Here is a 25037-nt window from a genome sequence, read left to right on the forward strand (position 1 = left end):
GCCTCCTCCCCGGCGGAGTGCCCGTCCCGGGGCCGCCCGGAGTCGTCAACCGGCCGCCGGCCGGCGGCCTCGCTCCTGGCCGCCGGCCGGCTCGCCCGCTCGGCACGGGTCTCCACCCACTCGGTCACCCACCGCGGCGCCGCCTCCTCCGCGGGAACCTCGCCGGCGGACCACAGGAGCAGCAGCCCGAGTGTGTGCTTGCACGGGAACTTACGGCTCGGGCAGCCGCATCGGTAGGCGGGCTCGGTGAGGTCGACACAGGTCAGGTAGAGCTCGGCCCCGCTCCCCTTGCACGCGCCGTGGAGCACCGTGCCCGTCGTGCCGCGCGACGACCACTTCCCAGCCGCCGCCAGCCCTTGGGCCGCCTTCTGGGAGGAGGCGTCGGGGGCCAGAGCGAGCACCTGGTCACGGCTCCACCGTTCGATCACCTGCCGCAGACTAGCCAGCTCGACCGACATTTCGCCCCGAGTCCGGGAGATCTCCGAAAGCACCGGCCGGAAAGGTGCGAACGGACCATCCGGGGCCCGCGCCGGACGGACGGGCCCGCCCCAGCGGCACGCCCTCGCATGGCCATAGGCTTGGCCGGGTGGAGCTAAGGATCTACCCCAGCGGCCCGTCCGTCCAGGTGGCCGACGAGGCCGAGGCGCTGGCCAGCCGGCTCGACGGGCAGCTCGTCCTCGACGGCAACCGCTTCCTGCGCAGGGACGTGACGGGCGCCCCGGTGGCGTTCGTCGAGCGGCCGCCCGTCGCCGAGGCCCTCGACCTGCTTCCCCACCCCGAAGGCGGCTGGTTCAGGGAGACGTGGCGGTCGGCGGTCACGTTCCGGCCGGACGGCTATCCGGGGCCGCGGGCCGGCGCGACCGGCATCTACTTCCTGCTCCAGCCGGGTGAGCGGTCGGTGCCCCACGCGGTGAGGTCGGACGAGGTGTGGTTGTGGCACCGCGGCGGGCCGCTGAGCCTGACCATCGGGGACGACACGGTCACGCTCGGGCCCGACGTCGAACGCGGCGAGGTGCCGCAGGCCGTCGTGCCCGGTGGGGTGTGGCAGTCGGCGCGGCCCGCGGGCGACGAACCGGTGCTGGTGAGCTGCATCGTGTCGCCGGGCTTCGACTTCGCCGACTTCACGGCCTGACCGTCCCGCGCCGGTCGTGATGGCCATGGCTGCCTTTCAGGGGACATTCGCTTCATCCGGGGACCTGCTCGCCAGGGTTGCCGCGCCGGATCGCGGAGCCGGTGCCGCGGCACGCGCGCGGCCGGTAATCCAGTTGACGGACCGGGGCCGGGAACGCTGGTATGGGCCCCGTTCGACACGAGAAAGGTGCCCATGGGCAAGATGCATGCCGAGGAGCTCGACATCGACGCCGGGCTCGTCCGCCGGCTGGTGGCCGGCCAGTTCCCGCAGTGGGCTGGCCTGCCCGTCGAGCCGTTCCCCTCGGGCGGCACGGTCAACGCGATCTTCCGGCTGGGGGACGACCTCGCCGTACGCCTGCCGCGCGTCGCGTGGGGCGTCGACGACGTGGCCAAGGAACACCACTGGCTGCCGAGGCTCGCCCCGCTGCTGCCCGCCGCCATCCCGACGGTGCTCGGCCTGGGCGAGCCCGCCGAGGGTTTCCCCTGGCCGTGGTACGTCTACCGCTGGCTCGACGGCGTCAGCCCCGACCCCGCCCGCCTCGACGACGCCGAGTCGCTGGCGAAGGACCTGGCGGGGTTCGTGGCCGCGTTCCGTCGCGTCGGCCTGCCCGACGGGCCGGTCGCCTACCGGCAGGGTCCGCTGTCGGCGGTGGACGCCCACACGCGGGCCGCGATCGGCGAGCTGGAGGGGATGATCGACACCGGGGCGGCGACCGCGGCGTGGGAGGAGGCGCTGCGGGCTCCCGGGTGGACGGGCCCGCCCGTGTGGGTGCACTCCGATCTGATGCCCGCCAACTTGCTGGTCGCAGACGGCCGGCTCACCGCGGTGATCGACTTCGCGACCGCAGGCGTGGGCGACCCCGCCTGCGACCTGATCCCGGCCTGGAACCTGCTGCCGCCCGCCGCCCGGCGGACCTTCCGCGACGCGGTGGAAGCCGACGACGCGATGTGGGCCCGCGGGCGCGGCTGGGCGTTGTCGATGGCGCTGATCCAGCTCCCCTACTACACCCGCACCAATCCCTCGATCGCCGCCAACGCGCGGCACGTGATCGACGCCGTGCTGAACAGCTGACAACCGGGGGTCTTCTTGGGTTTTTTCCGGCGAGATGATTGTCTGTCCGGAGGAACTATGAGGAGGGCACCGGTGAGCCGTCAGATCGTTTCCGTGGTCGGTGGCAAGGAAGCCGCCGCCGCCGGCACGTACACATCGCTGAACCCCGCCCGCACGGGCGAGGTCGTGGCCCGGGTCGGGCTGGCCGACGCGGGCACGTTCGCCGCCGCCTGCCGCACCGCCAAGGAGGCCCAGCGCGAGTGGGCCAGGGTGCCGGCTCCCGTGCGCGGCCGCGTGGTCGCCTCCATCGGGCGGCTGGTGGAGGCGAACGCCGAGCGGCTGGCGCGGCTGGTGACCGAGGAGATCGGCAAGCCGTACGCCGAGGCGCTGGGCGAGGTCCGCGAGATCGTCGACACGTGCGACTTCTTCCTCGGGGAAGGGCGCAGGTTGTACGGCCAGACGGTCCCGTCGGAGATGCCCGACAAGAATTTGTTCACCTTCCGCAACCCGATCGGCGTGGCGGCGGTCGTCACCGCGGGCAACTTCCCGGTCGCCGTGCCTTCGTGGTATCTGGTGCCGGCCCTGCTCTGCGGCAACGCCGTGGTCTGGAAGCCCGCCGAGTACGCCGCCGCCTCCGCGGAGGCCATGTTCCGGCTGTTCACGGCCGCGGGCCTGCCCGACGGCGTGCTGAACATCGTGTTCGCCGACGGCGCCGGCACCTTCGACGGACTGGAGCTGGCCCTAGGTGAGGGCACGGTGCACAAGGTCGGCTTCACCGGCTCCAGCGAGGTGGGCAGGAAGATCGGCGAGCTGGCGGGGCGGCACCTGCAGTCGGCCTGCCTGGAGCTGGGCGGCAAGAACCCCATGGTGATCATGCCGGACGCCGAGCTGGACCTGGCGGTCGAGGGGGCGCTGTTCTCGGGCTTCGGCACGGCGGGCCAGCGGTGCACCAGCCTCGGCACGGTCATCGTGCACGAGAGCGTGCACGACGAGTTCGTCGAGCGGTTCGCGCGGGCGCTGAACGCGGCCGCGATCGGCGACCCGGCGGGCGACGTTCTGGCGGGCCCGCTGCTCGACCAGAAGTTCGCCGACCGGTACGAGGAGTACCTGACCTGGCTCCAGCCCCACCACCAGGTCGTGTCAGGAAATGTCGGGCGGATCACGAAGGACAACCCGCGCGGCGGCTTCGACGGCGGCGAGGGCCTCTACTACCACCCGGTCATCGTCGACGGCATCCAGCCGGGTGACCGGTTGTTCCTGGAGGAGACGTTCGGCCCGATCGTGGGCGTGACCTCGTTCGCCACGCTCGACGAGGCCATCGAGCTCGCCAACCTCCCCGGCTACGGCCTGTCGAGCTCCATCTACACCACGAACGCCAAGCACGCCTTCCGTTTCCGCGAGGGCATCTCGGCCGGCATGGTCAGCGTCAACAACTCGACGTCCGGCGCGGAGGCGCACCTGCCGTTCGGCGGCAACGGCAAGTCCGGCAACGGCAGCCGCCAGTCGGGCATGTGGGTGCTCGACCAGTTCACCCGCTGGCAGTCCATGAACTGGGACCATTCGGGCAAGCTGCAGAAGGCTCAGATGGACGTCGCGGAGATCGAGCCGGACCTGGACTTTCGCCTGCCATGAATGCGCACGGGGGCTCCCCCGCGAGGAGCCCCCGGTCACGCGCGCGAGGTCAGACCTGGCCGGCCTTCTCCAGGGCGGCGCAGCAGGTGCCCACCAGCAGGCGGGTGACCACGTACGGGTCGATGTTGGCGTTGGGGCGGCGGTCCTCGATGTACCCCTTCTTGTCCACCTCGACCTGCCACGGGATGCGGACGGACGCGCCGCGGTCGGAGACGCCATAGGTGTACTTGTTCCACGGGGCGGTCTCGTGGTGGCCGGTCAGGCGCAGCTCGATGTCGGCCCCGTACTCGGCGACGTGCTCCATCGGCTTGTCGCCCTCGCCGAGCGCCTCGCAGGCGGTGATGATGGCGTCGTAGCCCTCGCGCATGGCGCGGGTGGAGAAGTTGGTGTGCGCGCCGGCGCCGTTCCAGTCGCCGCGGGCGGGCTTGGCGTCGAGCGTGGCCTCCACGCCGAACTCCTCGGCCGTCCGGTAGAGCAGGTAACGGGCGACCCACAGGTGGTCGGCGACCTCGACCGGACCCGCCGGGCCGACCTGGAACTCCCACTGGCCGGGCATGACCTCGGCGTTGATCCCGGAGATCTTCAGGCCGGCGGCGAGGCAGCGGTCGAGGTGGAGCTCCACGATGTCGCGGCCGAACACGGCCTCGGCGCCGACACCGCAGTAGTAGTGCCCCTGCGGCGCGGGGAAGCCGCCCTCGGGGAAGCCGAGCGGGCGGCTGCCCTTGAAGAAGGTGTACTCCTGCTCGATGCCGAACCAGGAGTCCTGCTCGGCGTACTGCTCGGCGACCGGGCGGAGCAGGGCGCGGGTGTTGCTCGCGTGGGGCTCGCCGTCGGTCTCCTCGACCTCGCACAACACGAGGACGTTGCCGCCGCCGCGGATCGGGTCGGGGCAGGTGAACACCGGGCGCAGCACGCGGTCGGACGCGTGCCCCTTGGCCTGGTTGGTGCTGGAGCCGTCGAAGCCCCAGACCGGAGGCTCGACCCCGTCGGAAAGGATCTTCGTCTTCGAGCGCAGCAGAGCCGTGGGCTCGGTGCCGTCGATCCAGATGTACTCAGCCTTGTAGCTCACGGCGGTCCTTTCGGGGTTCTTTCAGCCACGCCGAGTCTTACGGACGGCCGTTTCCCGATTTTTGCCCGTATGTGAACGCCGTGTTAATCACCGCAGGTCATCAGCTCTCCCGCACGGTGCCGTCGGCCTCCACCGTCAGGACGACGTTCGGGCCGCCTTCCCCGCATTCAGGGCCGTTCGGGAAACGACCCTTCGGGGTGACCGTGAGCGTGTGCTCGGCCACCGGCTCTGACCCCCTGAGCGTCAGCCGCACCTCCACCGGCTGTTTCGGCAACCCCGGCACCGTGGCGAAACCGACCTTGTCGTCCGTGGGGACCGCGGTCGCCTCGCAGGTGTCGCCATCGCAACCGCCCTCTCCCGTCTCCTGGGACACGCGGAGCTCGGCACGGGCAGGCTTGCACGCGCCGTCCCAGCACACCTGCATCTCGGCGGTCTCCGCCGAGGCGGCGATCGGCGCCTTCACCCGTACCGACACGCCGACCGGGGTGCCTATCGCCGTGCACTCGCTCCCGTCCGAACATCCGCTCAGCGCGACGGCGAACAGGGCGGCGATGAGAGCGAGTCGATGCACATCCCTAGAACGTCGGCGGGCCCGCGCCGGTTCGACGCCCCGCACGCCGCTTTCCTACGCGGATGGCGCGAAGGCGGCGAGCTCGGCGGGAGTGCTCCGCTCCAGGATCGACCGCGCCAGGAGGTCGCCCGTGTATGGCGCCATCGTCAGCCCCACCGCCCCGAACCCGGTCACGACGTGCAGACCCGGCACGCCCGGCAGCGCGCCCACTGCCGGAAGCGCGCCGTCGGCGAGCGGCCGCAGCCCCACCCGGGTCTCGATGAGCGTGGCGTCGGCCAGACCGGGCGCGATCCCGAGCGCGTCGGACAGCACCTGCCGCTGTCCCTCGGCCGTCACACGCGCGTCGAAGCCGCTGCCTGTCTCGCGCGTCGCGCCAGCCGCGACCCGCGAATCGTCGAACGCGACCAGGTAGTGGTGCGACAGCGGGTTGACCGACGGCCAGCCGCTCGTGTCGACGCCGTCCAGCCGCAGGTGGGTGATCTGGCCGCGCTGCGGCTCGACGGCCAGGCGCGTGCCGAACGGCGCGAGCAGGTCGTTGGCCCAGGCTCCCGACGCCACCACGACGTCGTCGGCCTCCAGCGTGCCGGAGCCCGCCTCGACAAGGGGAGCGCCGTGCGGGCGCGGCCGCAGCACCGCCTTCTCCCGCACGTGGACCGCGCCGTGGTGCTCCGCTCCCGCGAGGAGCGCGTCGCGCAGGGTGCGCCCGTCCACCCGGCCGCCGCCCGAGACGAACACGCCCTCCAGGTCGCGGGCCAGCACCGGGCACAGCGCGCGCACGTCGTCGTTGCCGATGCGCCGCACGTCGCCCACGGCTCCGCCCGCCGTGCGGGCGCGCGCCTCGACGCGGGCCTGCGCCTCGGCCAGCCGCGCCGGGTCCGCGCTGACGATGAGCGCGCCCACCCGACGGTAGTCGGTACGCTCGACGCCCGCCTCGGCGAGCAGCTCGATGAGCCGAGGATAGAAGACCGCGCCCGCCGCGTACAGGTCGTAGAGGGGGCCGTCGGCGGAGGAGGCCCAGGGCGAGATGATGCCCGCGCTCGCGGCCGTCGCCTGCCCGGCGAGCGCGGCGTCCACGACCGTGACGGCCGCGCCGCGGCGGGCGAGGGCGAAGGCGGCGCTCACGCCCGCGATGCCGCTGCCGATGACGATCACACGGTGCTGGGACACGACGTCCTTTCCGTTGTCTTTGCCGGCGGGCTTTTCGTCAGCTTATCGGCGGCGCGATCGGGTAGCTCTTGCCAGGTTACGAGTCCCGCCCCCCGAGTCGCTCTCGCGACGGCCCGCAGAGAGGGAGCCCGGAGTGGACGTACCCACCGCGGTGTGGTGGCTGACGATCCTTGTGATCGCCGGCCTGCTGCTGTTCGACTTCGTCTTCCACGTACGCAAAGCGCACATCCCCACCCTGCGCGAGGCGACCTTCTGGTCGGCCCTGTACGTCGGCATCGCCCTGCTGTTCGGCGTGGGCGTGTGGATCTTCGGCGGTTCCGACCCCGGAGCGGAGTATTTCGCCGGCTACGTCACGGAGAAGGCGCTGTCGGTCGACAACCTGTTCGTCTTCCTCGTCATCCTGTCCGGCTTCAAGGTGCCGCGGGCGGGCCAGCAGAAGGTGCTGCTGTTCGGCATCGTGTTCTCGCTGATCGCGCGGAGCGGCTTCATCTGGCTCGGGGCGACGCTGATCGACCGGTTCGCCTGGGTGTTCTACGTGTTCGGCCTCATCCTGCTGCTCACGGCGGGCAACCTGCTCAAGCCCGAGGGCGAGGAGAGTCACGCCTCCGACAACGTCATGGTCCGCCTGGCCCGCAGGTGGCTGCCGGCGTCGGACACGTACGAGGGCGACAGGTTGTTCACCGTCGAGAACGGCCGGCGGGTGATGACGCCGATGATGCTCGTCATGGCCGCCCTCGCCGGCACCGACATCCTCTTCGCCCTCGACTCCATCCCGGCGATCTTCGGCCTGACCCAGAACGTCTACATCGTCTTCACCGCCACCGCGTTCTCCCTGATGGGGCTCAGGCAGCTCTACTTCCTCCTCGACGGCCTGCTCGACCGGCTGATCTACCTGTCGTACGGGCTGGCCGTCATCCTCGCCTTCATCGGCGTGAAGCTGATCCTGCACGCCCTGCACGAGAACAACGTGCCGTTCGTCAACGACGGCGAGCCGGTGCCGGTCGTCGAGATCGGCACCGGGGTGTCCCTGCTGGTGATCATCGGCGTGCTGATCGTGACCGTGGTGGCCTCCCTCGTCAGCGGACGCGGGCGGGCGCAGAACGCGGTTTCCGCCGCGCGGCGGCACGCGCAGGAGTATCTGGAGGTGGAGCGCGACCCGGAGGTGCGCGAGCACCTCTACCAGCGGCTGCTCCACGAGGAGGCGCAGCTCAGGAGCCTGCCGGAGAAGCACAAGCGGTGGGTACGCGAGGAGGAGAGCCTCATGACGCTCCTGCGCCGCGCTCACGAGGAGCACGACCGAGCCTGACCCCTCCCGCGCGGTGCAACGTTCATGCAACCCCCATTGGCTCAACTCAAGAGGTAGCGAAAGATGTGAGAATCCCTTGCGACCACCGGGAGCGCGCGATGACAGACCCCGCCATGGAGACCGTCGACTCCTTCGGCATGATGGCCGAGCGCCAGTTCGCCGAGGTGTGGTCGAGGACGGCCCTGTCGGACAGGGAACGTCGCCTGCTCCTTCTCGGACTTTCGGTCGGGCAGGGGCTGGACACGATGACGGACGTCCAGCTCGACGCCGCGCTGCGTACGGGCGACCTCACCGAGCCTGAGCTGCGTGAGGTGGTGATCTTTCTCACCCACTACGCCGGGTGGATCCGGGGCGCCAGGCTGAACGGCCAGGTGGAGGAGCTGATCGAGCAGGTGAGGGACAACCCGGCCGGCGACCCGCCAGGGTGCGGCGGTCAGGCGGGGTCGATCCTGTAGAGAGGGCCCTGCAGGCTGAGAGCGTAGACCTCGCCGTCGTGCCCCTCGCCGAACGACGACAGCTGCTCGACCTCGCCGACCTCCGCCGCCTCGCCGGGCGTGCCGGCGGGGGCGGCCTTGATCCAGCCGGCGCAGAAGTCGCCGTACAGGAAGTGTCCCCGCAGCCAGGGGATCTTCTTGCCGCGGTAGACGGGCCCGGCGATCACCGAGCAGTTGCCGTCCTCGCCCAGCGGGTAGACGATCACCGGTTCGGTCAGGTCGTCGCCTTTGCCGCCGTGGAAACGTTCCTTGCCCTCGCGCAGGCTCCAGCCGTAGTTCTCGCCGCCCTTGGAGCCGGCCGGCTGGTGGTCGACCTCCTCCCACTCGTTCTGGCCGACGTCGCCGATCCACAGGTCGCCGGTCTCGCGGTCGAAGGCGAACCGCCAGGGGTTGCGCAGCCCGTACGCCCAGATCTCGCCCTTCGCGCCCTTCCTGCCGGCGAAAGGGTTGTCCTTGGGGATCGTGTACGGGTCTCCGCGCGGATCGATGCGCAGGATCTTGCCGAGCAGCGTGCCGAGCTTCTGGCCGTTGCCGAGGGGGTCGCCCGCGCCACCGCCGTCGCCGAGCGCGATGTAGAGGTGGCCGTCGGGCCCGAAGGCGAGCTGGCCGCCGTTGTGGTTGGCGAACGGCTGCTCCTGGGTGAGCACGTCGCGTCTGGCCGTCGCCTTGGAACCGTCGTAGGCCCATTCGGTGACGTGGGTGCCGCCCTGGGCGTCGGTCCAGTCGAGGTAGACCCACCGCCCGCTGGGATGGAACGCCACGCCGAGCAGCCCTTGCTCGTTGCCGCTGCTCACCTCGCCGGACAGGTCGATCACCGTGTCGCCGGCGGAGGTGCGCAGCCTGCCGCTCTGCTCGGCGACGTAGAGGCGGTCGTCGCCCTCGCGCACGGCGAACGCGACGGGTTTGTCGAACTCGCCGATCTTCGCGAACCGCAGCCTGCCGCGCTCGGCCGGCGTGTCGCTCGCGGTCGCCGACGGGGTCGGGGTGCCGGTGGAAGTCGGGCGGGCCGTTGCTGCGGAGGGGCCGGGCGAGGCGGCCTCGCCCGAGCACGCGGTGAGGGCCACGACAAGGAGCACGGCCATGAGGGGGCGCACGCCGTCATCCTGTCATGAACGTTAGTGTTCAGGCATGCCTACCGCATTGATCACGGGCGCGACGGCCGGCATCGGCGCCGCCTTCGCCAGGCGCCTGGCCGCCGACGCCTTCTCACTCGTCCTCGTCGCCCGCGACGAGCTGCGGCTCGCCAGGACCGCCGAGCAGCTCCGGCTCCGCTACGGCGTCGAGGTAGAGGTGCTGGCCGCCGACCTGGCGAGCGACGAAGGGATCGCGAGGGTGGAGTCCCGGCTGCGCGACGGGGTGGACCTGCTCGTGAACAACGCGGGGTTCGGCAACGCCGGCAGCTTCCCCGAGGCGCCGGTCGCGGACGAGCTGCGCATGCTCAAGGTGCACTGCGAGGCGGTCCTGCGGCTGACGCTGGCCGCACTGCCCGCGATGCGGAAGCGCGGCAGGGGCGCGATCGTCAACGTGGCGTCCGCGGCGGCGTTCTTCACCCGCGGCACCTACGGCGCCTCCAAGGCGTGGGTGGTCAGCTTCAGCGAGGCGGCGGCGCACATGGTGGGCCACCCGCGCATCAGGATCATGGCGTTGTGTCCCGGTTTCGTGCGGACCGAGTTTCACCAGCGCGCCGGGATGGACTCTTCGGGCATCCCCGGGCCGCTGTGGCTGAAGGCCGACGACGTGGTCCGCGGGGCGATGCGCGACCTGGCGCTGAGCAAGAGCGTGTCGATCCCGAGCCTGCGCTACAAGGTCGTCGTCGCGGTCGGCCGGCTGGTGCCGCGCAGGGTGCAGGCCATGGTGTCGGCCAGGATCGGCCGCTGACCCCAGCCAAGCCGACCCGGGCCAGAAGGGCGGGCCGAAAGGGCGGGCCCCCACCGCGGGAGGGGGTCGCGGTGGGGGCCCGGACGGCCGTGAGCGGGCTCACGGCCGGGAATCGGAGACTGAGGGAGACTCAGCGGTTGGCCTCGTGGCCGATGGCCAGGCCGGAGGCCGTGTCGAAGAAGTGCAGGTTGTGCGTGTCGACGACCAGGTCGAGGTTCTGGCCGGAGCGCGCGTGGCTGCGGGCGTTGACGCGCGCAGTCCACAGGGACTTGTCGCCCACGAGCGGCAGCGTCGCCTCCTCGTCCTCACCGGAGTCGGCGGCGGCCACTGTGTCCTTGTGCTCGACCGGCGGGGCGTCGATGAGGAACAGCACGTTGATCTCGGAGCCCAGCTCCTCGGTGACCTCCACCTTGACCGGCAGCGTGGCCCAGCCGTCGGCGTGGCTGCCGGCCGAGCCGGAGTCCTCGAAGTCGGACGGGCGGATGCCCAGGATGATCTTCTTGCCGATGTACTGGTCGAGGCCGGGCTTGTCGGTGAAGGTCGACTCGGGGATCGACAGCTTGACGTCGGCGAAGGCGACCGCGGCGCCGTCGTCGCCGCGGACGAGCTCGGCGGTGACGAAGTTCATCGCGGGCGATCCCATGAACCCGGCCACGAACAGGTTCACCGGGTTGTCGAACAGGTTCTGCGGGGTGTCGACCTGCTGGAGAATGCCGTCGCGCAGCACGCAGACCCGATCGCCGAGGGTCATGGCTTCGACCTGGTCGTGGGTGACGTACACCGTGGTGACGCCGAGGCGCTCGTGCAGCGTGTTGAGCGAGGCGCGCATGGAGACGCGGAGCTTGGCGTCGAGGTTGGACAGCGGCTCGTCCATGAGGAAGGCCTGCGGCTCACGCACGATGGCGCGGCCCATCGCGACCCGCTGGCGCTGACCACCGGACAGGGCGGCCGGCTTGCGCTTGAGGTAGGGCTCGAGGCCGAGCATCTTGGCCGCCTCGCCGACGCGCTTCTGGATCTCGGGCTTCGGCATCTTGCGCAGCTTGAGGCCGAAGGCGAGGTTCTCCTCGACCGTCATGTGCGGGTAGAGCGCGTAGTTCTGGAAGACCATCGCGATGTCGCGGTCCTTGGGCGGGAGGTGGTTGACGACCTTCTCGCCGATCGAGATCTCGCCGCCGCTGATGTCCTCCAGGCCTGCGATCATCCGGAGCGCGGTCGACTTACCGCAACCGGACGGACCGACCAGCACCATGAACTCACCATCCCTGATCTCAAGGTTGAGCCCGTTCACGGCCTTCACGCCACCGGCGTAGATCTTGTCGACGTTCGTCAGAACGATGGATGCCATGACATTCCTTCGCGCTCCAGGGCTGTGGCCCGGATGTTGGTTCCGTGTGCCCACTCGGGTGGATACGTTTTCAAGCATCTCACCCGAAACGGACATCGGTGTCAAGGGTTACAGCGTGACCAGCCGTTGTCGGCATGCCGCCCTTCCCGATTCCTGGAAACCATGATGGAATCGTTTCCATGGGCAGGCGGGCGACGATCAAGGATGTGGCCGAGGCGGCCGGCGTGGGCGTCGCGACCGTCTCCCGGGTGTTGTCGGGTGGCTCGGCGAGCGCCGCCGCGCGGGAGCGCGTCCTGGCCGCCGCCGCCCAGCTCGACTACCGTCCCAGCGCGCTCGGCCGCAACCTGCGCCAGCGCCGCACGGGCGGCATGGGCCTGCTCGTCCCCGACCTGACCGACACCTTCTACGGGCAGTTGGCGGAGGGCGTGCTGGCCTGCGCCCGCTCGGCGGGCGAGCCCGTGGTGCTGGGCTCGACGGGCGGCGACCCCGAGCAGGAGGCCGACCTGATCGGCATGCTCATCGAACAGAGCGTAGACCGCCTGATAGCGGTCCCGTCGGGAGACGCGGAAACGTGGACACCGGCGATGCGAGCGGGCATGACCGTGATCTTCGCCGACCGGCTGCCCTCCCAGGCCTCCCCCGACGGCACCGGGCCGTCCGCCGTGGGCGACCTCATGACCCTCGACGGCCTGCCGCCCGCTCCCCCGGCCCGGCAGCTCGACGTGCCGGCCGTGGTGGCCGACGACCGGGCGGGCATCCGTACGGCCGTCCGCTACCTGCGGGGCCTCGGCCACAAGCGCATCGCCTTCCTCGGCGGACCCGGCCACGACGGCCGCGCCGACGCCTTCAGGGCCGCCGTCGGCGAGCCGGTGGACGAGGAGCTGATCGTGTTCGGCACCGGCAGCCGCGACTCCGCGTACGCCGCCGCCTCCGGCCTCTTCCAGAGCCGCCCCGACCTGTCCGCCGTGGTGGCGGGGGGCAACGTGCTCGGGGAGGCAGCCGTGCTGGCCGCCAGGGAGCTCGACCTGAGGGTGCCGAAGGACGTGTCACTCGTCATGTACGACGACGTGCCCTGGGCGGAGTTGTGCTCGCCGCCTCTCACGGTGATCGCGCAGCCGGGGCGCGACATGGGCTACCGGGCGGCGGAGCTCGTGCTGCGCGCGGGCACCAGGAGGGCGCGGAGCGTGGTGCTGCCGACGGAGCTCATCGTCAGGGGCAGTTGCGGCCCCCGCCGCTGACCGGGCTCGCGCGCTACGCGGGCAGGCCCGCGTAGCGCCGGGGCAGGATCATCACCGGGTTGTCGTCGAGGACGACCTCCGGCGGGCCGAACCGCGCGGCCACCTCCTGGATCTCCGGCTCGTCGAGCAGCAGCAGCCGCCCCTGCTCGATGAAGAGCTCGCCGTCCACCGTGACGGTGGGCCGGTCCATCTGGCAGTCGCAGTGCGCGAAGCCGGGGCCGGTGGTGACGGGCTCGCCGCCGGTCAGGCCGTCGATGCCGCAGTAGAAGGCTCCGGCGTGCTTCTCCCGCTCGAACTGGGTGCCCCCGGCGATCCGCACCTTCGGGTTCAGCCCGATCAGGCCGTGGCGCATGTAGAAGCCCTCGGGCGCGTAGCGCCGCAGCCGCTCGGCCCCCGACCCGCCCTCGATCTTGCGGACCAGGTTGCCTTCGAGGGTGAGGCGCACGGGCTCCTCGGGCACGCCGGTGACCGTGCTGTCCTCGATCGTGATCACGCCTTCGGTGTCGGCGGGCCAGAAGTTCGCGCCGCCGTACGGGAAGGGCCGCCAGTCGCCGGGCCGCAACGCGCCCGGGTCGGGGTCGAAGGTCAGGCCGGAGAACGTCACGTCGGTCCCCGGCCCGGACGTCACCCGGATCCGCCCGGCGCCCGACAACTGCCGCAGCGCCCGGCGCAGCAGCGCGTAGAACACCTCTGCGGGCAGCCGGCCGCCGGTGAGCAGCGCGCCGGCCGTGGCGGTCATGTGCAGCGACAGGAAGCGAGCGGAGCGGGACTTGATCTGGTCGAAGAACAGCGGCGCGGTGTGCACCTCGCCCCACCAGGTGCCGCTGATCACGACGTCGGCCTCGTGGAAGGCGGCCGTCTCGATCTGCAGCGGCGCGTCCCTGTCCCAGCCGCCGGCGCTGAACGGCGCGACGGACAGGATGCGCACGTCGGCCCCGCGGAAGGCCGCTCCGGCGGCGATGGCCTGCACGACGACGGGGTCGACGGTGTGCTCCATGAGCAGCAGCACCCGTTCGCCGGGGACCAGCCTGACGTATTCGCACAGGTTGCGCACGCCGGGCATCAACTCGACGATCGAGTACGGGGCCGCGGCCGGTTCGGACACGTAGCTGGAGGGCGATCCTGCGTACGGATTGATCGTCATCGCGAAACTCCCTGCGGAACATCAGGCCGGCTCACCCGATTACCTACCGCAGCCATGCGAACACTACACGTGTATTCGGACTTTTCATCTCGAATGACACATGCGATGACGTCCTGCCTGGCCGGCTCCCCGGCGGGCGCCTACAGCAGCTTCTCGACGGCCGAGGCTAGGGCCGGGTCCTCCGGCTCGGTGCGGGGGCGGAAACGGCCGGCGACCGCACCCTCCCGGTCCACCAGGAACTTCTCGAAGTTCCACTGAACGTCGCCCGCCTCGCCATCGGCGTCGGGCGTCCGGGTGAGCTCGGCGTAGAGCGGGTGGCGGCCCGGGCCGTTGACGTCGGCCTTGGCCAGTAGCGGGAAGTCGACGCCGTAGTTCGCCGCGCAGAACTCCCGGATCTCCTCCGCCGTGCCCGGCTCCTGGCCGGCGAACTGGTTGCAGGGCATGCCGATCACCGTGAAGCCGCGCGGGCCGTACTCCTGGTGGAGCTTGACCAGACCGGCGTACTGCGGGGTGAGGCCGCACCGGGAGGCCACGTTGACGATCAGTGCGGCCCTGCCCGCCGTGAGGTCACGGAGCGTAGTGGGGGCGTCGTCGAGGGTGCGGAGCGGAATGTCGCTGATACTCATGGCCCCGACCCTACAGAACGGCGCGGGCGGGGACTTTTCGCCTTCTCGGTTCCTTCGGGCGGACGGACGGCACGCCGCGCCGTCGCCGCGGAGAAGAGCCCCCTCCCACCCCCGGCCCAGGGCCAAACCTCAGGATTGACCGCCTTTTCCGGCAAGCGAACCCCATATGCGCGACGGGGCGGGCAAACCCGGTCCAGCGAGCGGCCCCTTTCTCCGTAACGGTGGCACAAACACCTGTCCACGCCGTGTCGCGACGTATGACCCACGGTTACGCAGCGTAATAGGAATCGTGCTAGAGGACACGTCGCGGCGCACTCCGGGCCGCCCAGCACGATCGGGCGGTGCAACGGAATCCCGGAGGGCCACGCGGACTCTCCACGTCCGAGCCACGGACGCGGACGGCAGTGGGCGCCGCCAGCGCGCCTGTCCGCACGCGACCCGACAGCAAGGACCGAATTGGACAGCAAACGCGCGCTCAGCAGCACTCTCATCTCCGTCACCGCGCTCACCGCGTTCGGTGGCACGCCCGCCCGGGCGGAGTCAGCGCCTCCGATCAAGACCCGGGTCTGGACCACGACAGCGCAACCCAAGATCACACCTGAGAAACCTGCCAGCAGGAACAAGCGGATCGCTCTGGGACACGTCGTCCAGCGGTCGTGGAACCTCAAGGAGTTCCGTTGCCTGGACAACCTGTGGACCAAGGAGAGCAACTGGAACCACCGGGCCCGTAACCGTTCGTCCGGAGCGTACGGCATCCCGCAGGCGCTGCCCGCGGGCAAGATGCGGGGCGCGGGCAGCGACTGGCGGTCCAACCCCGAGACGCAGATCCGGTGGGGCCTGGCATACATCAAGGGGAGGTACGGCCGACCTTGCGGCGCCTGGGGTCACTTCAGATCGCACAACTGGTACTAGAGGCGGGAAGGGCACCCGGGCGCACCGGGTGCCCTGCCTGCGCCGGGCACAGGTCAGGACCCGGTGTGGCAGCGGCGATGCAGCTCGCGGACCTCGTCGGCCAGCTCGGGCACCGGCCCCTCCACCGTCACTCCCGGCGCGACCTCGTTGACCGGCAGCGTACGCACCGGAGGCGGCGGCACGCCCCACTCGCTCAGCCAGCCGGTCAGCTGCCGCGACGACGCGACGTACACGATCCGCCCCAGCCCCACCCAGGCGTGCGCGGCGGCGCACATCGGGCAGTGCTCGCCCGAGGTGTAGACGGTGGCGGCGGCGCGTTCCTCCGGCGTCATGTTCGCCGCCGACCAGCGCGCCAGCTCGAACTCAGGATGGCGGGTGCGATCGCCCGAGGCCACCCGGTTGTGGTCCTCCGCCAGAGCGGCGCCGTCGCCGGAGACGAGCACCGAGCCGAACGGTTCGTCACCCTCCTCGAGCGCCTGCCTGGCCAGCTCGACGCAGCGGCGCAGGTGGGGCAGTTCCGTACTGTCGATCACGCGTCCTCGCAAAGTGGAGCAGCCTAGAGACACATTCCCCAACAGACCACAACAAAAGTGATGCACCGTCGAAGCGTGCATGGTCATTCACGTTTTCCCACGTCAGAAACGTGAACCCCACCTCCAGGCCACAGAAAATCTGTTGATCCGACGTATTAGCCTAGATGGGATGCCTCCCGATACGCACAAACCTCGCCGTCCCCTGCTGTCCTCCAACTCCCTGTGGCGGATGAAGTCCTACCTCCGCCCCTACGTCGCCAGACTGGTCCTCATCTGGCTGGCCGCGCTCGTCGGCATCGGCGCCGGCCTCGCGCTCCCGCTCATCAGCGAGCAGGTCATCGACGGCCCCGTGGCCCACGGTGACTCCTCCGGGCTGCTCCCCCTCGGCCTGCTCGCGATCGGCGTCGGCGTGGTCGAAGCCCTGCTGATCTTTTTCAGGCGGTGGGCCCAGGTCAAACCGGTGCTCGGCCTGGAGACCCGCATCCGCGACGACCTCTACGGGCACCTGCAGCGCCTGCCCATGGGCTTCCACGGCGACTGGCAGTCGGGGCAGCTGTTATCCCGGGCGACCACCGACCTGTCGACGATCCGCCGTTTCCTCGGCTTCGGCATGCTCTTCCTGGTCATGAACATCCTGCAGCTGATCACGGTGACCGTGCTGCTGCTCAACAAGTACTGGCCGCTCGGGCTGCTGGTGCTGGCCTCGTCCGTGCCGATCATCTGGACGTCGTTGCGCTTCGAGAAGCGCTACATCAAGATCTCCCGCCAAGTGCAGGACGAGCAGGGCGACCTCGCCACGCTCGTCGAGGAGTCCGCGCTCGGCATCCGCACCATCAAGGCGTTCGGCCGCCGCCACCACGTCTACGACCGCTACGACGACGCCGCGCTCAAGGTGTACGACACCTCGATGTCCAAGGTGCGCCTGTCGGCCAGGTTCTTCTCCTTCCTGGAGATCATCCCCAACATCACGCTGGCCCTCGTCCTGCTGCTCGGGGCGCTGGCCGTCGGCTCGGGCGAGCTGACGCTGGGCGCGCTCGTCGCGTTCACCACGCTGATGTTGCAGCTCGTGTGGCCGATCGCGAGCCTCGGCTACATCCTCGCCATGGCCCAGGAGGCCATGACGTCCGCCGACCGCCTCATGGAGGTCATGGACACCGTCCCCGCCATCGAGGGCGGCACCGAGACCATCGAGCGGCCCCGGGGCCACCTGCGCTTCGAAGGGGTGGGGTTCCGGTTCCCCGACTCCGACGAGCCGGTGCTGCGCGACGTCTGGCTGGAGGTCAAGCCCGGCGAGACGGTCGCCGTCGTGGGCGCGACCGGGGCGGGCAAGACCACGCTGACCGCGCTGGTGCCCCGCCTGCTCGACCCCACCTCCGGCCGGGTCACGATCGACGGGCAGGACGTACGCGACCTCAAGCTGACGACGCTGCGCCAGGTGGTCGCCACCGCGTTCGAGGAGCCGACGCTGTTCTCGATGAGCGTGCGCGAGAACCTCATGCTCGGCCGGCGCGACGCCACCGAGGACGAGCTCGCCGCCGCCATCCAGACCGCGCAGGCCATGTTCGTCCACGACCTGCCATGGGGCCTCGACACCCGCATCGGCGAGCAGGGCCTGTCGTTGTCCGGCGGGCAGCGGCAGCGGCTCGCCCTGGCCAGGGCGGTGCTGAGCAAACCGCGCATCCTGGTCCTCGACGACACCCTGTCCGCGCTCGACGTCGAGACCGAGGCCCTGGTGGAAGAGGCGCTGCGGCACGTGCTGCGCGAGGCGACCGGCATCGTGGTCGCCCATCGCGCCTCCACCGTGCTGCTGGCCGACAAGGTGGCACTGCTGCGCGACGGCACGATCACGCACGTCGGGCAGCATCACGAGCTGCTTGCCCAGGTGCCCGAATACCGCGAGCTGCTCGCCCAGGACGCCGACTTCGACGGCGCGTCGGAAGGGGCACTGCGATGACCACGACCACCACCCCGCCGCCCCCGCAGAACGCGCCCGGAGCCACGTCCTGGCGCGGCGTCGCCTCCGAGGACCAGGACGAGCTGTCGGAGAAGGTCTCCGTCCTGCTGCGGGCGCGCTCCCGGCGGCTGCTGGGCAACCTGCTGAGGCCGTACCGGAAGAAGATCGCGCTGCTGATCGCGATCATCGTGGTCTCGAACGCGGCCGGCCTCTCGATCCCGTTCCTGGTCTCCGTCGGCATCGACTCCGGCATCCCGCCCCTCCGGCAGGGATCCGGCCCCGCGGTCCTGCTGACCGTGGTCGGGGTGATCCTGGCCGCGGCCGTGACGCAGGCGATCACCCGGCAGGCGTTCCTGCGCCTGTCGGGGCGGATCGGCCAGGGCGTCCTGCTGGAGCTGCGCAGGAGGGTGTTCGACCACTTCCAGCGCCTGTCGCTGAGCTTCCACGAGCAGTACACCTCCGGGCGGGTCATCTCGCGGCTGACCTCCGACATCGAGGCCATCGCCGAACTGCTGCAGTCGGGGTTCGACGCGCTGGTCAAGGCCGTGCTGACCATGGCGGGCACGGCGGTGCTGCTGCTGGTGCTCGACGTGCACCTCGGCCTGGTGGCGCTGGTCCCGCTGCCGTTCCTGCTGCTGTTCACGAAGTGGTTCCGCCGGCAGTCGGCGATCGTCTACCGGCGTACGCGCGAGACGGTGGCGCTGGTGATCGTGCACTTCGTGGAGTCGATGACCGGCATCCGCGCCGTGCAGGCCTTCCGCAGGGAGCCGCGCAACCAGGAGATCTTCGAGCAGCTCAACGACGACTTCCGCGGCGCGAACGCCCGCAGCATGCAGCTCGGCGCCACGTTCATGACGGGCATCAAGCTCATCGGCAACCTGACGATCGGCGGCGTGCTGCTCTACGGCGGCTGGCTGGCGCTGCACGGCGACGTCAAGGTCGGCGTGCTGGCGGCGTTCCTGCTCTACCTGCGCCAGTTCTACGAGCCGATGCAGGAGGTCAGCCAGTTCTACAACACCCTGCAGTCGGCGGGCGCGGCGCTGGAGAAGCTGTCCGGCGTGCTGGAGGAGGAGCCGTCCGTGCCCGAACCGCGCGAGCCCGCGGCGCTGCCGCCGGGCGGAGCGCGCGGCAAGGTGCATTTCGAGGCCGTCAGATTCGCCTACGTCGAGGAGATGCCGATCCTGCCCCGCCTCGACCTGACGATCCCGGCCGGGCAGAGCGTCGCCCTGGTCGGCGCGACGGGCGCGGGCAAGACGACGCTGGCCAAGCTGATCTCCCGCTTCTACGACCCCACCGAGGGCCGCGTGCTGCTCGACGGCGTCGACCTGCGCACGCTGGACGAGCCCACCCTGCGTCAGGCCGTGGTCATGGTCACGCAGGAGAACTTCCTGTTCAGCGGCACGGTCGCCGACAACATCAGGTTCGGCAGCCCCGACGCGACCGACCGGCAGGTGCGCGAGGCCGCCAAGGCGATCGGCGCGCACGAGTTCATCGCGAGCCTGCCCGACGGCTACGACACCGAGGTGGGCAAGCGGGGCGGCCGCATGTCGGCCGGCCAGCGGCAGCTCGTCGCGTTCGCCAGGGCGTTCCTCGCCGACCCGGCCGTGCTCATCCTCGACGAGGCCACCTCCAGCCTCGACGTGCCCAGCGAACGGCTCGTCCAGCGCGCGCTGCGCACGATCCTCTCCGACAGGACGGCGCTGATCATCGCGCACCGGCTGTCGACGGTGGAGATCGCCGACCGGGTGCTGGTGATGGAGCGCGGCGAGGTCGTCGAGGACGGTTCGCCGGCCCGGCTCATCGCCGCCTCCGGCCGCTACGCGGGCCTGCACCAGGCGTGGCTCGACAGCCTGAGCTAGTGGTGCGGGCGTGCCGCCGCTGCGAACGCGGTGTACAGCTCGTACGCGACGAACGCGGCCAGCGGCACGCCCACCGCGATCATCAGCCTGCCGGGCAGGCGCGCGCGATCAGCGGGCGCCATGCCCGGCCGGTCGGCGGGCACGAACACCGGCGGCGGCTCGTCCGGCACGGCCACCAGCTCCGGATGGCGGGCCAGGTGCCCGAAGGGGAACGAGGTCACGTCGTACGCGCCGCAGCCGGGGCAGCGCGCCCCCGACCAGGGCGGCTGCACGCGGACTCCGGCACTGAGCCAGATCTCGGCCGTGTTGCCGTGGGAGTCCGCCAGGTGTCTGACGACGAACTGCTCCTCCCAGACGTACCGGCAGCACAGGCACGCGAACGGCCACATCTCACGGGTGTCGAAACCATCGGGCACCAAGACCACCCCCGGCTGCGGATCGGTGTCGGACCCGAGTGTCCGTCCGGTCCCGTACGCCCTACAAGGCGAGCCTTTGTGACGCCGAACGCTACGGAATGCTCACCAATCGTTACGTAAGGTGTCGATACTTCGGCCGCTGCACCGGGCTGAGCAGCGGTGTCGGGTCGGGCACGCCGGGTTCGGCCGCTGGGATGAGCTCCGGATGGCGTGACAGATAGCCGTCCGGGAACCTGGTGGACTCCTGGCACCCGCAGCGCGGGCAGATCACGCCGGGCCCCGGCGGGAGGGCGGGAAGGCCGTCGCGCAGCCACACCTCCCTGTCGTTGCCGTGACGGTCGTCGACGCGCCTGACCAGATACTGCTCCTCCCAGACATGCCAGCAGCGGCGGCATTCGAAGGGCACGGTCCTGAGTTCTTCGTTCAACGAGGTCACCCCCCTCGCTTTCGAGTGTCCGCCCGTCTCGTGGCGGATCGCAACCCCGGCCTACCTGGCCGTGAGCACGAAGGTCACGGCGCCCGCGACCAGGCTGAGCGTGCCGAGCCAGGCGAAGATCGCGTCCAGCCGGGAGTCCAGGGGCCGGCCGCCGTGCAGGGCGGCCTGCACCCGGCGGAACCGGGCCCTCGTCCTGATCAGCAGCAGGGCGCCACAGAGGGCGGCCAGGGCGAAGCCCGTGGCGGCGAAGAGGGGCAGGTCGTGCCTGGCGGACAGGCCGGCCGCGCCGAGCCCGCCGGTCGCGAGGGCCACGGCCGTGCGCACCCAGGCCAGCCGGGTGCGCTCACTCTGCAGCCCTCGGTCCCAGATCTCCTCGTCAGGCGCCGGCGCGTCCCTCTTCACCCGCGGCCTCAGATGGACAGGACGATGAGGACGAGGGCGATCACGGCCACGGCGGCGACGCCGTAGCCGAAGACGGCCGCGAGCGCGGGGGGAGGCAGCGGCGCCTGCTCGCGCAGGGCGCGCTGGATGTTGCGCCAGCGCGGGTAGGCCAGGCCCGCGGCCAGGGCGGAGAGGGTGACGAGCATGATGGCGAGGGCGGTGCGGATCCAGGGCACGAACATGTCGTCCGGCACCGCCGCCATGGCCACCCCGCCCGCGCTGAGCGCCAGCGCCGTGCTCAGCCAGGTGAGGAAGGTGCGTTCGTTGGCCAAGGTGAAACGCGGGTCGGGTTCCATAAGAAGACGGTAGTTCGTCTACTTTTCCCCTAGAGAAGTCGGGATTGCCCTTTCTGTCCGGAGGCTCAGCCGGTGCAGGCCTGGGCGACCTTCTCCAGATAGGCGGCCGAGTCGGTGCCGACCTTCTGCACCGCGTCGACGGCGTCGTTGGCGTTGTTGACGTTGATGCCGCTCAGGGTCGCGGCCAGGTCGTCGGTGGCCTCCTTGAGCGTCGTGTTGGCGGCCTGGTCGGCCACGTCGTTGAGCTTGGTCGCAGCGTCGTCGAGCGCCTTGTCCATGGCTTGGGGGTCATTGGTCAGCTTGGCGATCTGCGCGCCCAGATCAGTGACGATCTTCGGCGCCTCCAGGCACGCCTGTGCCCTGTCGATGGTGTCGTTGACCCCGCCGCACCCGGCGACGAAGACGCACACGGCGAAAGCGGCAAGGGGCAGGAACCGGCTCTTGAGGTGGCGCATGTTCCCGACCCTACCCAACGAGAGACCACACCGCGTGACCACTGCTTTTCGGATTGTAGAAGCGTCCGAAATCGGCGATCTCGCCTGCGGAAAGACGGGTCACCCGGTGGCGAGGCCTTCGAGCCAGCCGATCAGCAGGCGGTTGACCTCATCGGGACGCTCCTGCTGGATCCAGTGGCCGCAGCCGTCGAGGATGTGGGAGGCGGTCAGGCCCGGCAACGTCCGCGGGAACGCCTTGATGGCGCCGGCCAACCAGGTCGTGGTCGGGTCGAGCGCGCCTCCGACGAACAACGAGGGCTGGGTGACCGCGACGCCGTCCCACGCGGCGAGGTCCTCCCAGTCGCGGTCGACGTTGCGGTAGCGGTTGAGCGCGCCGGTCAGCCCGGTCCGCTCGAACTCGCCCGCGTAGACGTCGAGATCCGCCTCGGTGAGCCAGGACGGCAACCCGCGCTCGGGGAAACGGTCGGAGAGCCGGCCGCCCTCGGGGACGGTGGAGATGCCCGCCGCGGACATCGTGCCGGCCGAGAGCGCCGCGTAGATGCCCGAAAGCCAGCCGCGGACGTCGGGTTCGATCTCCGCCTCGGCCCGCCCGGGCCGCTGGAAGTAGCTGACGTAGAACTCCTCCTCCCCGCCCAGCCGGGCAAAGGTGTCGGTGGGCCGTCCGGGCCCGCGCGGCGAGTACGGGACGCTGAACAGGGCCACCGCGGTGAACAGGTCCGGCCTGAGCAGCGCGCTGTTGGCGGCGATCGGCGCACCCCAGTCGTGGCCCGCGACCACCGCTGACCGTTCGCCGAGCGCGCGCACGACGGCGACGTTGTCGGCGACGTGGTCGAGCATGCGGTACGCGTGCGTCTGCGCGGGCTTGGACGAGCGGCCGTAGCCGCGTACGTCGATGGCCGCCGCGCGAAAGCCCGCCGCGGCCAGAGCGGGCAACTGGTGGCGCCACGAATACCACGACTCGGGGAAGCCGTGGACGAGCAGGACCAGGGGGCCGTCGCCCTGCTCCGCCACGTGGATGCGGCCGCCGGGCGTCTCCACCAGCCGGTGGCGCACGTCGGCGGGCGAGAACGAGGGGTGATCGGGCTGTGGCATGCGTCCTCCAGTCGGGGCGTGTCCTTCGCATCATGCAGGCCACGGTGCGTGGCTCGCACACCGGGTTGCCGTTCCGGCAACCCCAAAGAAGCCCTTGACATGCGGGCACCAGGATCGCAAGATTCCAAGCATGTCTTTGGAATCATCGCGCCGGCGGCTCGACGACCCGGCGGCCATGCGGGCCTTCGCTCATCCCGTGCGGCTGGCGCTGCACGAGCTGCTGATGCGGGCCGGCGCGATGACCGCCGCCGAGGCCGCGCGCGAGGCCGGCATCAGCCAGGCGCTGGCCTCTTACCACCTGCGGCAGCTCGCCAGGTACGGCTTCGTGGAACAGGCCGAGGCCCGCGACGAGCGCGAGCGGCCGTGGAAGGTGACCGAGCGCGTCCAGGAGTGGGACGACGGCGCGGGCAGGCCCGAGCACTCGGCCGCCAGGAGCCTGCTGGAGCAGGTCATGGCGGAACGGGCGCTGGCACGGCTGGCCGAATGGGGCGAGCGGCGGCGCGACGAGCCGGAGCCGTGGCGTTCGGCCGGCGGGATCAGCAATTGCTACCTCCACGCCACGCCCGACGAGGTCGCGGCGCTCGGCGCGGCCATCGCGGAGCTGCTGGAGCCGCTGATCGCCCGCGTCGGCGACCCGGCCGCGCAACCCGACGGCGCCAGGCCCGTGCTCCTGACGCAGGTGCTGGTTCCGCTGCCGCCCACCGGCTCCGGTGGCTGAGGCGCCGGCCGGGGCGCCGGCGCCTCTGCGCGGCAACCGCGACTACCGGCGCCTGCTCGCCGCCGGCCTGATCTCGCAGACCGGCGACTGGGCGATCAGCGCCGGCCTCGCCTTCCACGTCTACCAGCTCACCGGCTCGACGCTGTCCACCGCGATCATGCTGGTGGTCTCCCGGCTGCCCGACGTACTGCTCGGGTCGGTGGCCGGGATGCTGGCCGACCGCTGGGACCGCCGCCGGCTGCTGGTCGTCACCGACCTGCTGCTCGCGCTCGGGCTGCTGCCGCTGCTGGCCGTGCGCGACCCGGCCCAGATGTGGATCGTGTACGCCGTCGCGCTGTGGACGGGCGTGCTCAGCACGGTGCTCGTTCCCGCGCAGAAGGCGCTGCTCCCGCAGGTCGTGGCCGACTCGCAGCTCGTGCGCGCCAACGCCCTGCACGGGCAGAGCGGGCAGCTGGCCCGCCTGCTCGGAGCCCTGCTGGGCGGCGTCGCCGTCAGCGCGGGCGGGCTGCCCGCGGTCGTGCTCGTCGACGTCGCGAGCTTCGTCGTCTCAGCGGGCCTGCAGGCGGCGGTGCGCGCGCCGGGCAGGCCCGCGTCGTCGATGTCGGCGGGCGGGCAGTGGATCTCGGGGCTCCGCCTGGCCCTGGGCCACACGGGTGTGCGCGTGCTGGTGGCGTACATGGTGATCACGGGGCTGGGTGAGGGGATCTTCGCCACGCTGGCCGCGCCCTTCGTCGCGGACGTCCTGGGCGGCGGCGGTGACGCGTACGGGCTGTTCCTGTCGGTGCAGGCGGTCGGCGGGCTGCTCGGCGGGCTGGTCGTCGCCGCCCGCCCTGGCGGGGCGAGCCCGCGGGCGCTGCTGGGCTGGGGGACGATCGTGTTCGGGGCGGCCGACCTGGCGTTGTTCGCCTACCCGCTCGCCCTACCCGCGCTGGGGCCCGCGCTCGTGCTGATCGTGCTGGCGGGCGTGCCCGCCGCGGCCGCGATGGCGGGCTTCACCACCCTGGCCCAGACCGTCACCGCCGACGATCGCCGCGGCGGCGTCATCGGCCTGCTGGGCAGCGCCCAGGCGGCCACGGCGCTGGCCGGCATGGCGGCGGCGGGGGTGCTCGGCGGCGTGCTCGGCATCGTCCCGACGTTGTGCCTGCACGCGCTCGGGCTGGTCGCCGCCGGCGGCATGGTGCTGCTGACCTGGCGTCATGCGTGATCGGATATCGAATCCTTCGCGATATCGCTATTAGACATCCTCTGATCGCATCTGCTTTGCTCCTGCCCT

Annotated in this window: 27 protein-coding genes; 12 read left to right on the forward strand and 15 right to left on the reverse strand. The window is 71.1% G+C overall.

All coding sequences use genetic code 11. The features are described 5' to 3' along the window. Positions 1-428: SWIM zinc finger family protein (locus tag GUY59_RS28970; RefSeq protein ID WP_201761468.1), on the reverse strand; the 428-nt coding region annotated here is incomplete at its 3' end. Between the two features lie 158 nt (positions 429-586). On the opposite strand from GUY59_RS28970, the gene GUY59_RS28975 reads away from it, so the two are divergent. From GUY59_RS28975 to GUY59_RS28985, 3 genes are all read left to right on the forward strand, one after another. Next, the gene (locus GUY59_RS28975) at positions 587-1132 is read left to right on the forward strand and encodes a cupin domain-containing protein (protein WP_330849227.1); all 546 of its coding nucleotides are present in this window, start codon (positions 587-589) and stop codon (positions 1130-1132) included. A gap of 192 nt (positions 1133-1324) precedes the next feature. Continuing rightward, positions 1325-2203 (forward strand): aminoglycoside phosphotransferase family protein, encoded by an 879-nt coding sequence (locus GUY59_RS28980; protein WP_201761469.1) that lies wholly within the window; start codon positions 1325-1327, stop codon positions 2201-2203. A gap of 72 nt (positions 2204-2275) precedes the next feature. After that, on the forward strand, positions 2276-3814 hold the full coding sequence (locus GUY59_RS28985; RefSeq protein ID WP_138204473.1) for an aldehyde dehydrogenase family protein: 1539 nt from the start codon (positions 2276-2278) through the stop codon (positions 3812-3814). Between the two features lie 49 nt (positions 3815-3863). On the opposite strand, the gene glnII is transcribed toward GUY59_RS28985, so the two are convergent. The 3 genes from glnII to GUY59_RS29000 all read right to left on the reverse strand — a co-directional run bounded on the left by glnII (position 3864) and on the right by GUY59_RS29000 (position 6621). Then, complete coding sequence (gene glnII / locus GUY59_RS28990; protein WP_138204475.1) at positions 3864-4883, reverse strand: glutamine synthetase; 1020 nt, start codon at positions 4881-4883, stop codon at positions 3864-3866. Positions 4884-4983: 100 nt separating this feature from the next. Beyond that, the gene (locus GUY59_RS28995; RefSeq protein WP_201761470.1) at positions 4984-5454 is read right to left on the reverse strand and encodes a hypothetical protein; all 471 of its coding nucleotides are present in this window, start codon (positions 5452-5454) and stop codon (positions 4984-4986) included. A 54-nt stretch (positions 5455-5508) separates the two neighbouring features. Further along, entirely contained in the window at positions 5509-6621 is a 1113-nt protein-coding gene (locus tag GUY59_RS29000) for an NAD(P)/FAD-dependent oxidoreductase (RefSeq protein ID WP_138204477.1), read from the reverse strand. A gap of 133 nt (positions 6622-6754) precedes the next feature. Between GUY59_RS29000 and GUY59_RS29005 the strand changes: the two genes are divergently transcribed. Together GUY59_RS29005 and GUY59_RS29010 are read left to right on the forward strand one after the other, a co-directional pair. Continuing rightward, positions 6755-7927 (forward strand): TerC family protein, encoded by a 1173-nt coding sequence (locus tag GUY59_RS29005; protein WP_212746263.1) that lies wholly within the window; start codon positions 6755-6757, stop codon positions 7925-7927. Between the two features lie 98 nt (positions 7928-8025). Beyond that, positions 8026-8382: a carboxymuconolactone decarboxylase family protein gene (locus GUY59_RS29010; RefSeq protein ID WP_201761471.1), complete on the forward strand. Its 357-nt coding sequence runs from the start codon at positions 8026-8028 to the stop codon at positions 8380-8382. Here the strand turns inward: GUY59_RS29010 and GUY59_RS29015 are convergent. Continuing rightward, complete coding sequence (locus GUY59_RS29015) at positions 8361-9515, reverse strand: PQQ-dependent sugar dehydrogenase (RefSeq protein ID WP_252375107.1); 1155 nt, start codon at positions 9513-9515, stop codon at positions 8361-8363. The genes GUY59_RS29010 and GUY59_RS29015 overlap by 22 nt on opposite strands. A gap of 34 nt (positions 9516-9549) precedes the next feature. On the opposite strand from GUY59_RS29015, the gene GUY59_RS29020 reads away from it, so the two are divergent. Beyond that, complete coding sequence (locus tag GUY59_RS29020; protein WP_138204481.1) at positions 9550-10299, forward strand: SDR family NAD(P)-dependent oxidoreductase; 750 nt, start codon at positions 9550-9552, stop codon at positions 10297-10299. A 130-nt stretch (positions 10300-10429) separates the two neighbouring features. On the opposite strand, the gene GUY59_RS29025 is transcribed toward GUY59_RS29020, so the two are convergent. Next, positions 10430-11644 (reverse strand): ABC transporter ATP-binding protein, encoded by a 1215-nt coding sequence (locus GUY59_RS29025; RefSeq protein ID WP_138204483.1) that lies wholly within the window; start codon positions 11642-11644, stop codon positions 10430-10432. Between the two features lie 179 nt (positions 11645-11823). Between GUY59_RS29025 and GUY59_RS29030 the strand changes: the two genes are divergently transcribed. Further along, on the forward strand, positions 11824-12882 hold the full coding sequence (locus tag GUY59_RS29030; protein ID WP_138204485.1) for a LacI family DNA-binding transcriptional regulator: 1059 nt from the start codon (positions 11824-11826) through the stop codon (positions 12880-12882). 13 nt (positions 12883-12895) lie between these two features. Here GUY59_RS29030 and GUY59_RS29035 read toward each other — a convergent pair whose 3' ends face one another. Both GUY59_RS29035 and GUY59_RS29040 read right to left on the reverse strand, forming a co-directional pair. Beyond that, complete coding sequence (locus GUY59_RS29035; RefSeq protein ID WP_138204487.1) at positions 12896-14026, reverse strand: hypothetical protein; 1131 nt, start codon at positions 14024-14026, stop codon at positions 12896-12898. 140 nt (positions 14027-14166) lie between these two features. Then, positions 14167-14652 carry a glutathione peroxidase gene (locus tag GUY59_RS29040; RefSeq protein ID WP_138204489.1) on the reverse strand — a complete coding sequence of 162 codons (486 nt, stop codon included), beginning with the start codon at positions 14650-14652 and terminating at the stop codon, positions 14167-14169. Between the two features lie 456 nt (positions 14653-15108). Between GUY59_RS29040 and GUY59_RS50895 the strand changes: the two genes are divergently transcribed. Then, positions 15109-15564, forward strand: a complete 456-nt coding sequence (locus GUY59_RS50895) for a transglycosylase SLT domain-containing protein (protein WP_201761472.1) — start codon at positions 15109-15111, stop codon at positions 15562-15564. 53 nt (positions 15565-15617) lie between these two features. On the opposite strand, the gene GUY59_RS29050 is transcribed toward GUY59_RS50895, so the two are convergent. Beyond that, entirely contained in the window at positions 15618-16097 is a 480-nt protein-coding gene (locus GUY59_RS29050; RefSeq protein WP_171055511.1) for a nucleoside deaminase, read from the reverse strand. A 169-nt stretch (positions 16098-16266) separates the two neighbouring features. Between GUY59_RS29050 and GUY59_RS29055 the strand changes: the two genes are divergently transcribed. After that, the gene (locus GUY59_RS29055; RefSeq protein ID WP_236667606.1) at positions 16267-18051 is read left to right on the forward strand and encodes an ABC transporter ATP-binding protein; all 1785 of its coding nucleotides are present in this window, start codon (positions 16267-16269) and stop codon (positions 18049-18051) included. Next, positions 18048-19910: an ABC transporter ATP-binding protein gene (locus tag GUY59_RS29060; protein ID WP_132339246.1), complete on the forward strand. Its 1863-nt coding sequence runs from the start codon at positions 18048-18050 to the stop codon at positions 19908-19910. Before GUY59_RS29055 ends, GUY59_RS29060 begins: the two co-directional genes overlap by 4 nt. On the opposite strand, the gene GUY59_RS29065 is transcribed toward GUY59_RS29060, so the two are convergent. The 6 genes from GUY59_RS29065 to GUY59_RS29090 all read right to left on the reverse strand — a co-directional run bounded on the left by GUY59_RS29065 (position 19907) and on the right by GUY59_RS29090 (position 23046). After that, entirely contained in the window at positions 19907-20326 is a 420-nt protein-coding gene (locus GUY59_RS29065) for a hypothetical protein (RefSeq protein ID WP_138204491.1), read from the reverse strand. The genes GUY59_RS29060 and GUY59_RS29065 overlap by 4 nt on opposite strands. A gap of 112 nt (positions 20327-20438) precedes the next feature. Further along, a complete protein-coding gene (locus GUY59_RS29070) occupies positions 20439-20753 on the reverse strand; it encodes a hypothetical protein (RefSeq protein WP_138204493.1) in 315 nt (104 codons plus the stop codon). Between the two features lie 60 nt (positions 20754-20813). Beyond that, complete coding sequence (locus tag GUY59_RS29075; RefSeq protein ID WP_132339242.1) at positions 20814-21164, reverse strand: DUF202 domain-containing protein; 351 nt, start codon at positions 21162-21164, stop codon at positions 20814-20816. Between the two features lie 8 nt (positions 21165-21172). Then, complete coding sequence (locus GUY59_RS29080; protein WP_132339240.1) at positions 21173-21499, reverse strand: YidH family protein; 327 nt, start codon at positions 21497-21499, stop codon at positions 21173-21175. 65 nt (positions 21500-21564) lie between these two features. Continuing rightward, on the reverse strand, positions 21565-21954 hold the full coding sequence (locus tag GUY59_RS29085) for a hypothetical protein (protein ID WP_138204495.1): 390 nt from the start codon (positions 21952-21954) through the stop codon (positions 21565-21567). Between the two features lie 99 nt (positions 21955-22053). Beyond that, positions 22054-23046, reverse strand: coding sequence for an alpha/beta fold hydrolase (locus GUY59_RS29090; protein ID WP_138204497.1), 993 nt, complete (start codon positions 23044-23046; stop codon positions 22054-22056). A gap of 130 nt (positions 23047-23176) precedes the next feature. On the opposite strand from GUY59_RS29090, the gene GUY59_RS29095 reads away from it, so the two are divergent. Beyond that, positions 23177-23764 (forward strand): helix-turn-helix domain-containing protein, encoded by a 588-nt coding sequence (locus tag GUY59_RS29095; protein WP_138204499.1) that lies wholly within the window; start codon positions 23177-23179, stop codon positions 23762-23764. Next, positions 23757-24968, forward strand: coding sequence for an MFS transporter (locus GUY59_RS29100; RefSeq protein ID WP_138204501.1), 1212 nt, complete (start codon positions 23757-23759; stop codon positions 24966-24968). The genes GUY59_RS29095 and GUY59_RS29100 overlap by 8 nt, the downstream gene beginning before the upstream one ends. Positions 24969-25037: the final 69 nt, after the last annotated feature.

It is taken from the genome of Nonomuraea sp. K271, from assembly GCF_009908215.1.
GTDB lineage: Bacteria > Actinomycetota > Actinomycetes > Streptosporangiales > Streptosporangiaceae > Nonomuraea > Nonomuraea longispora.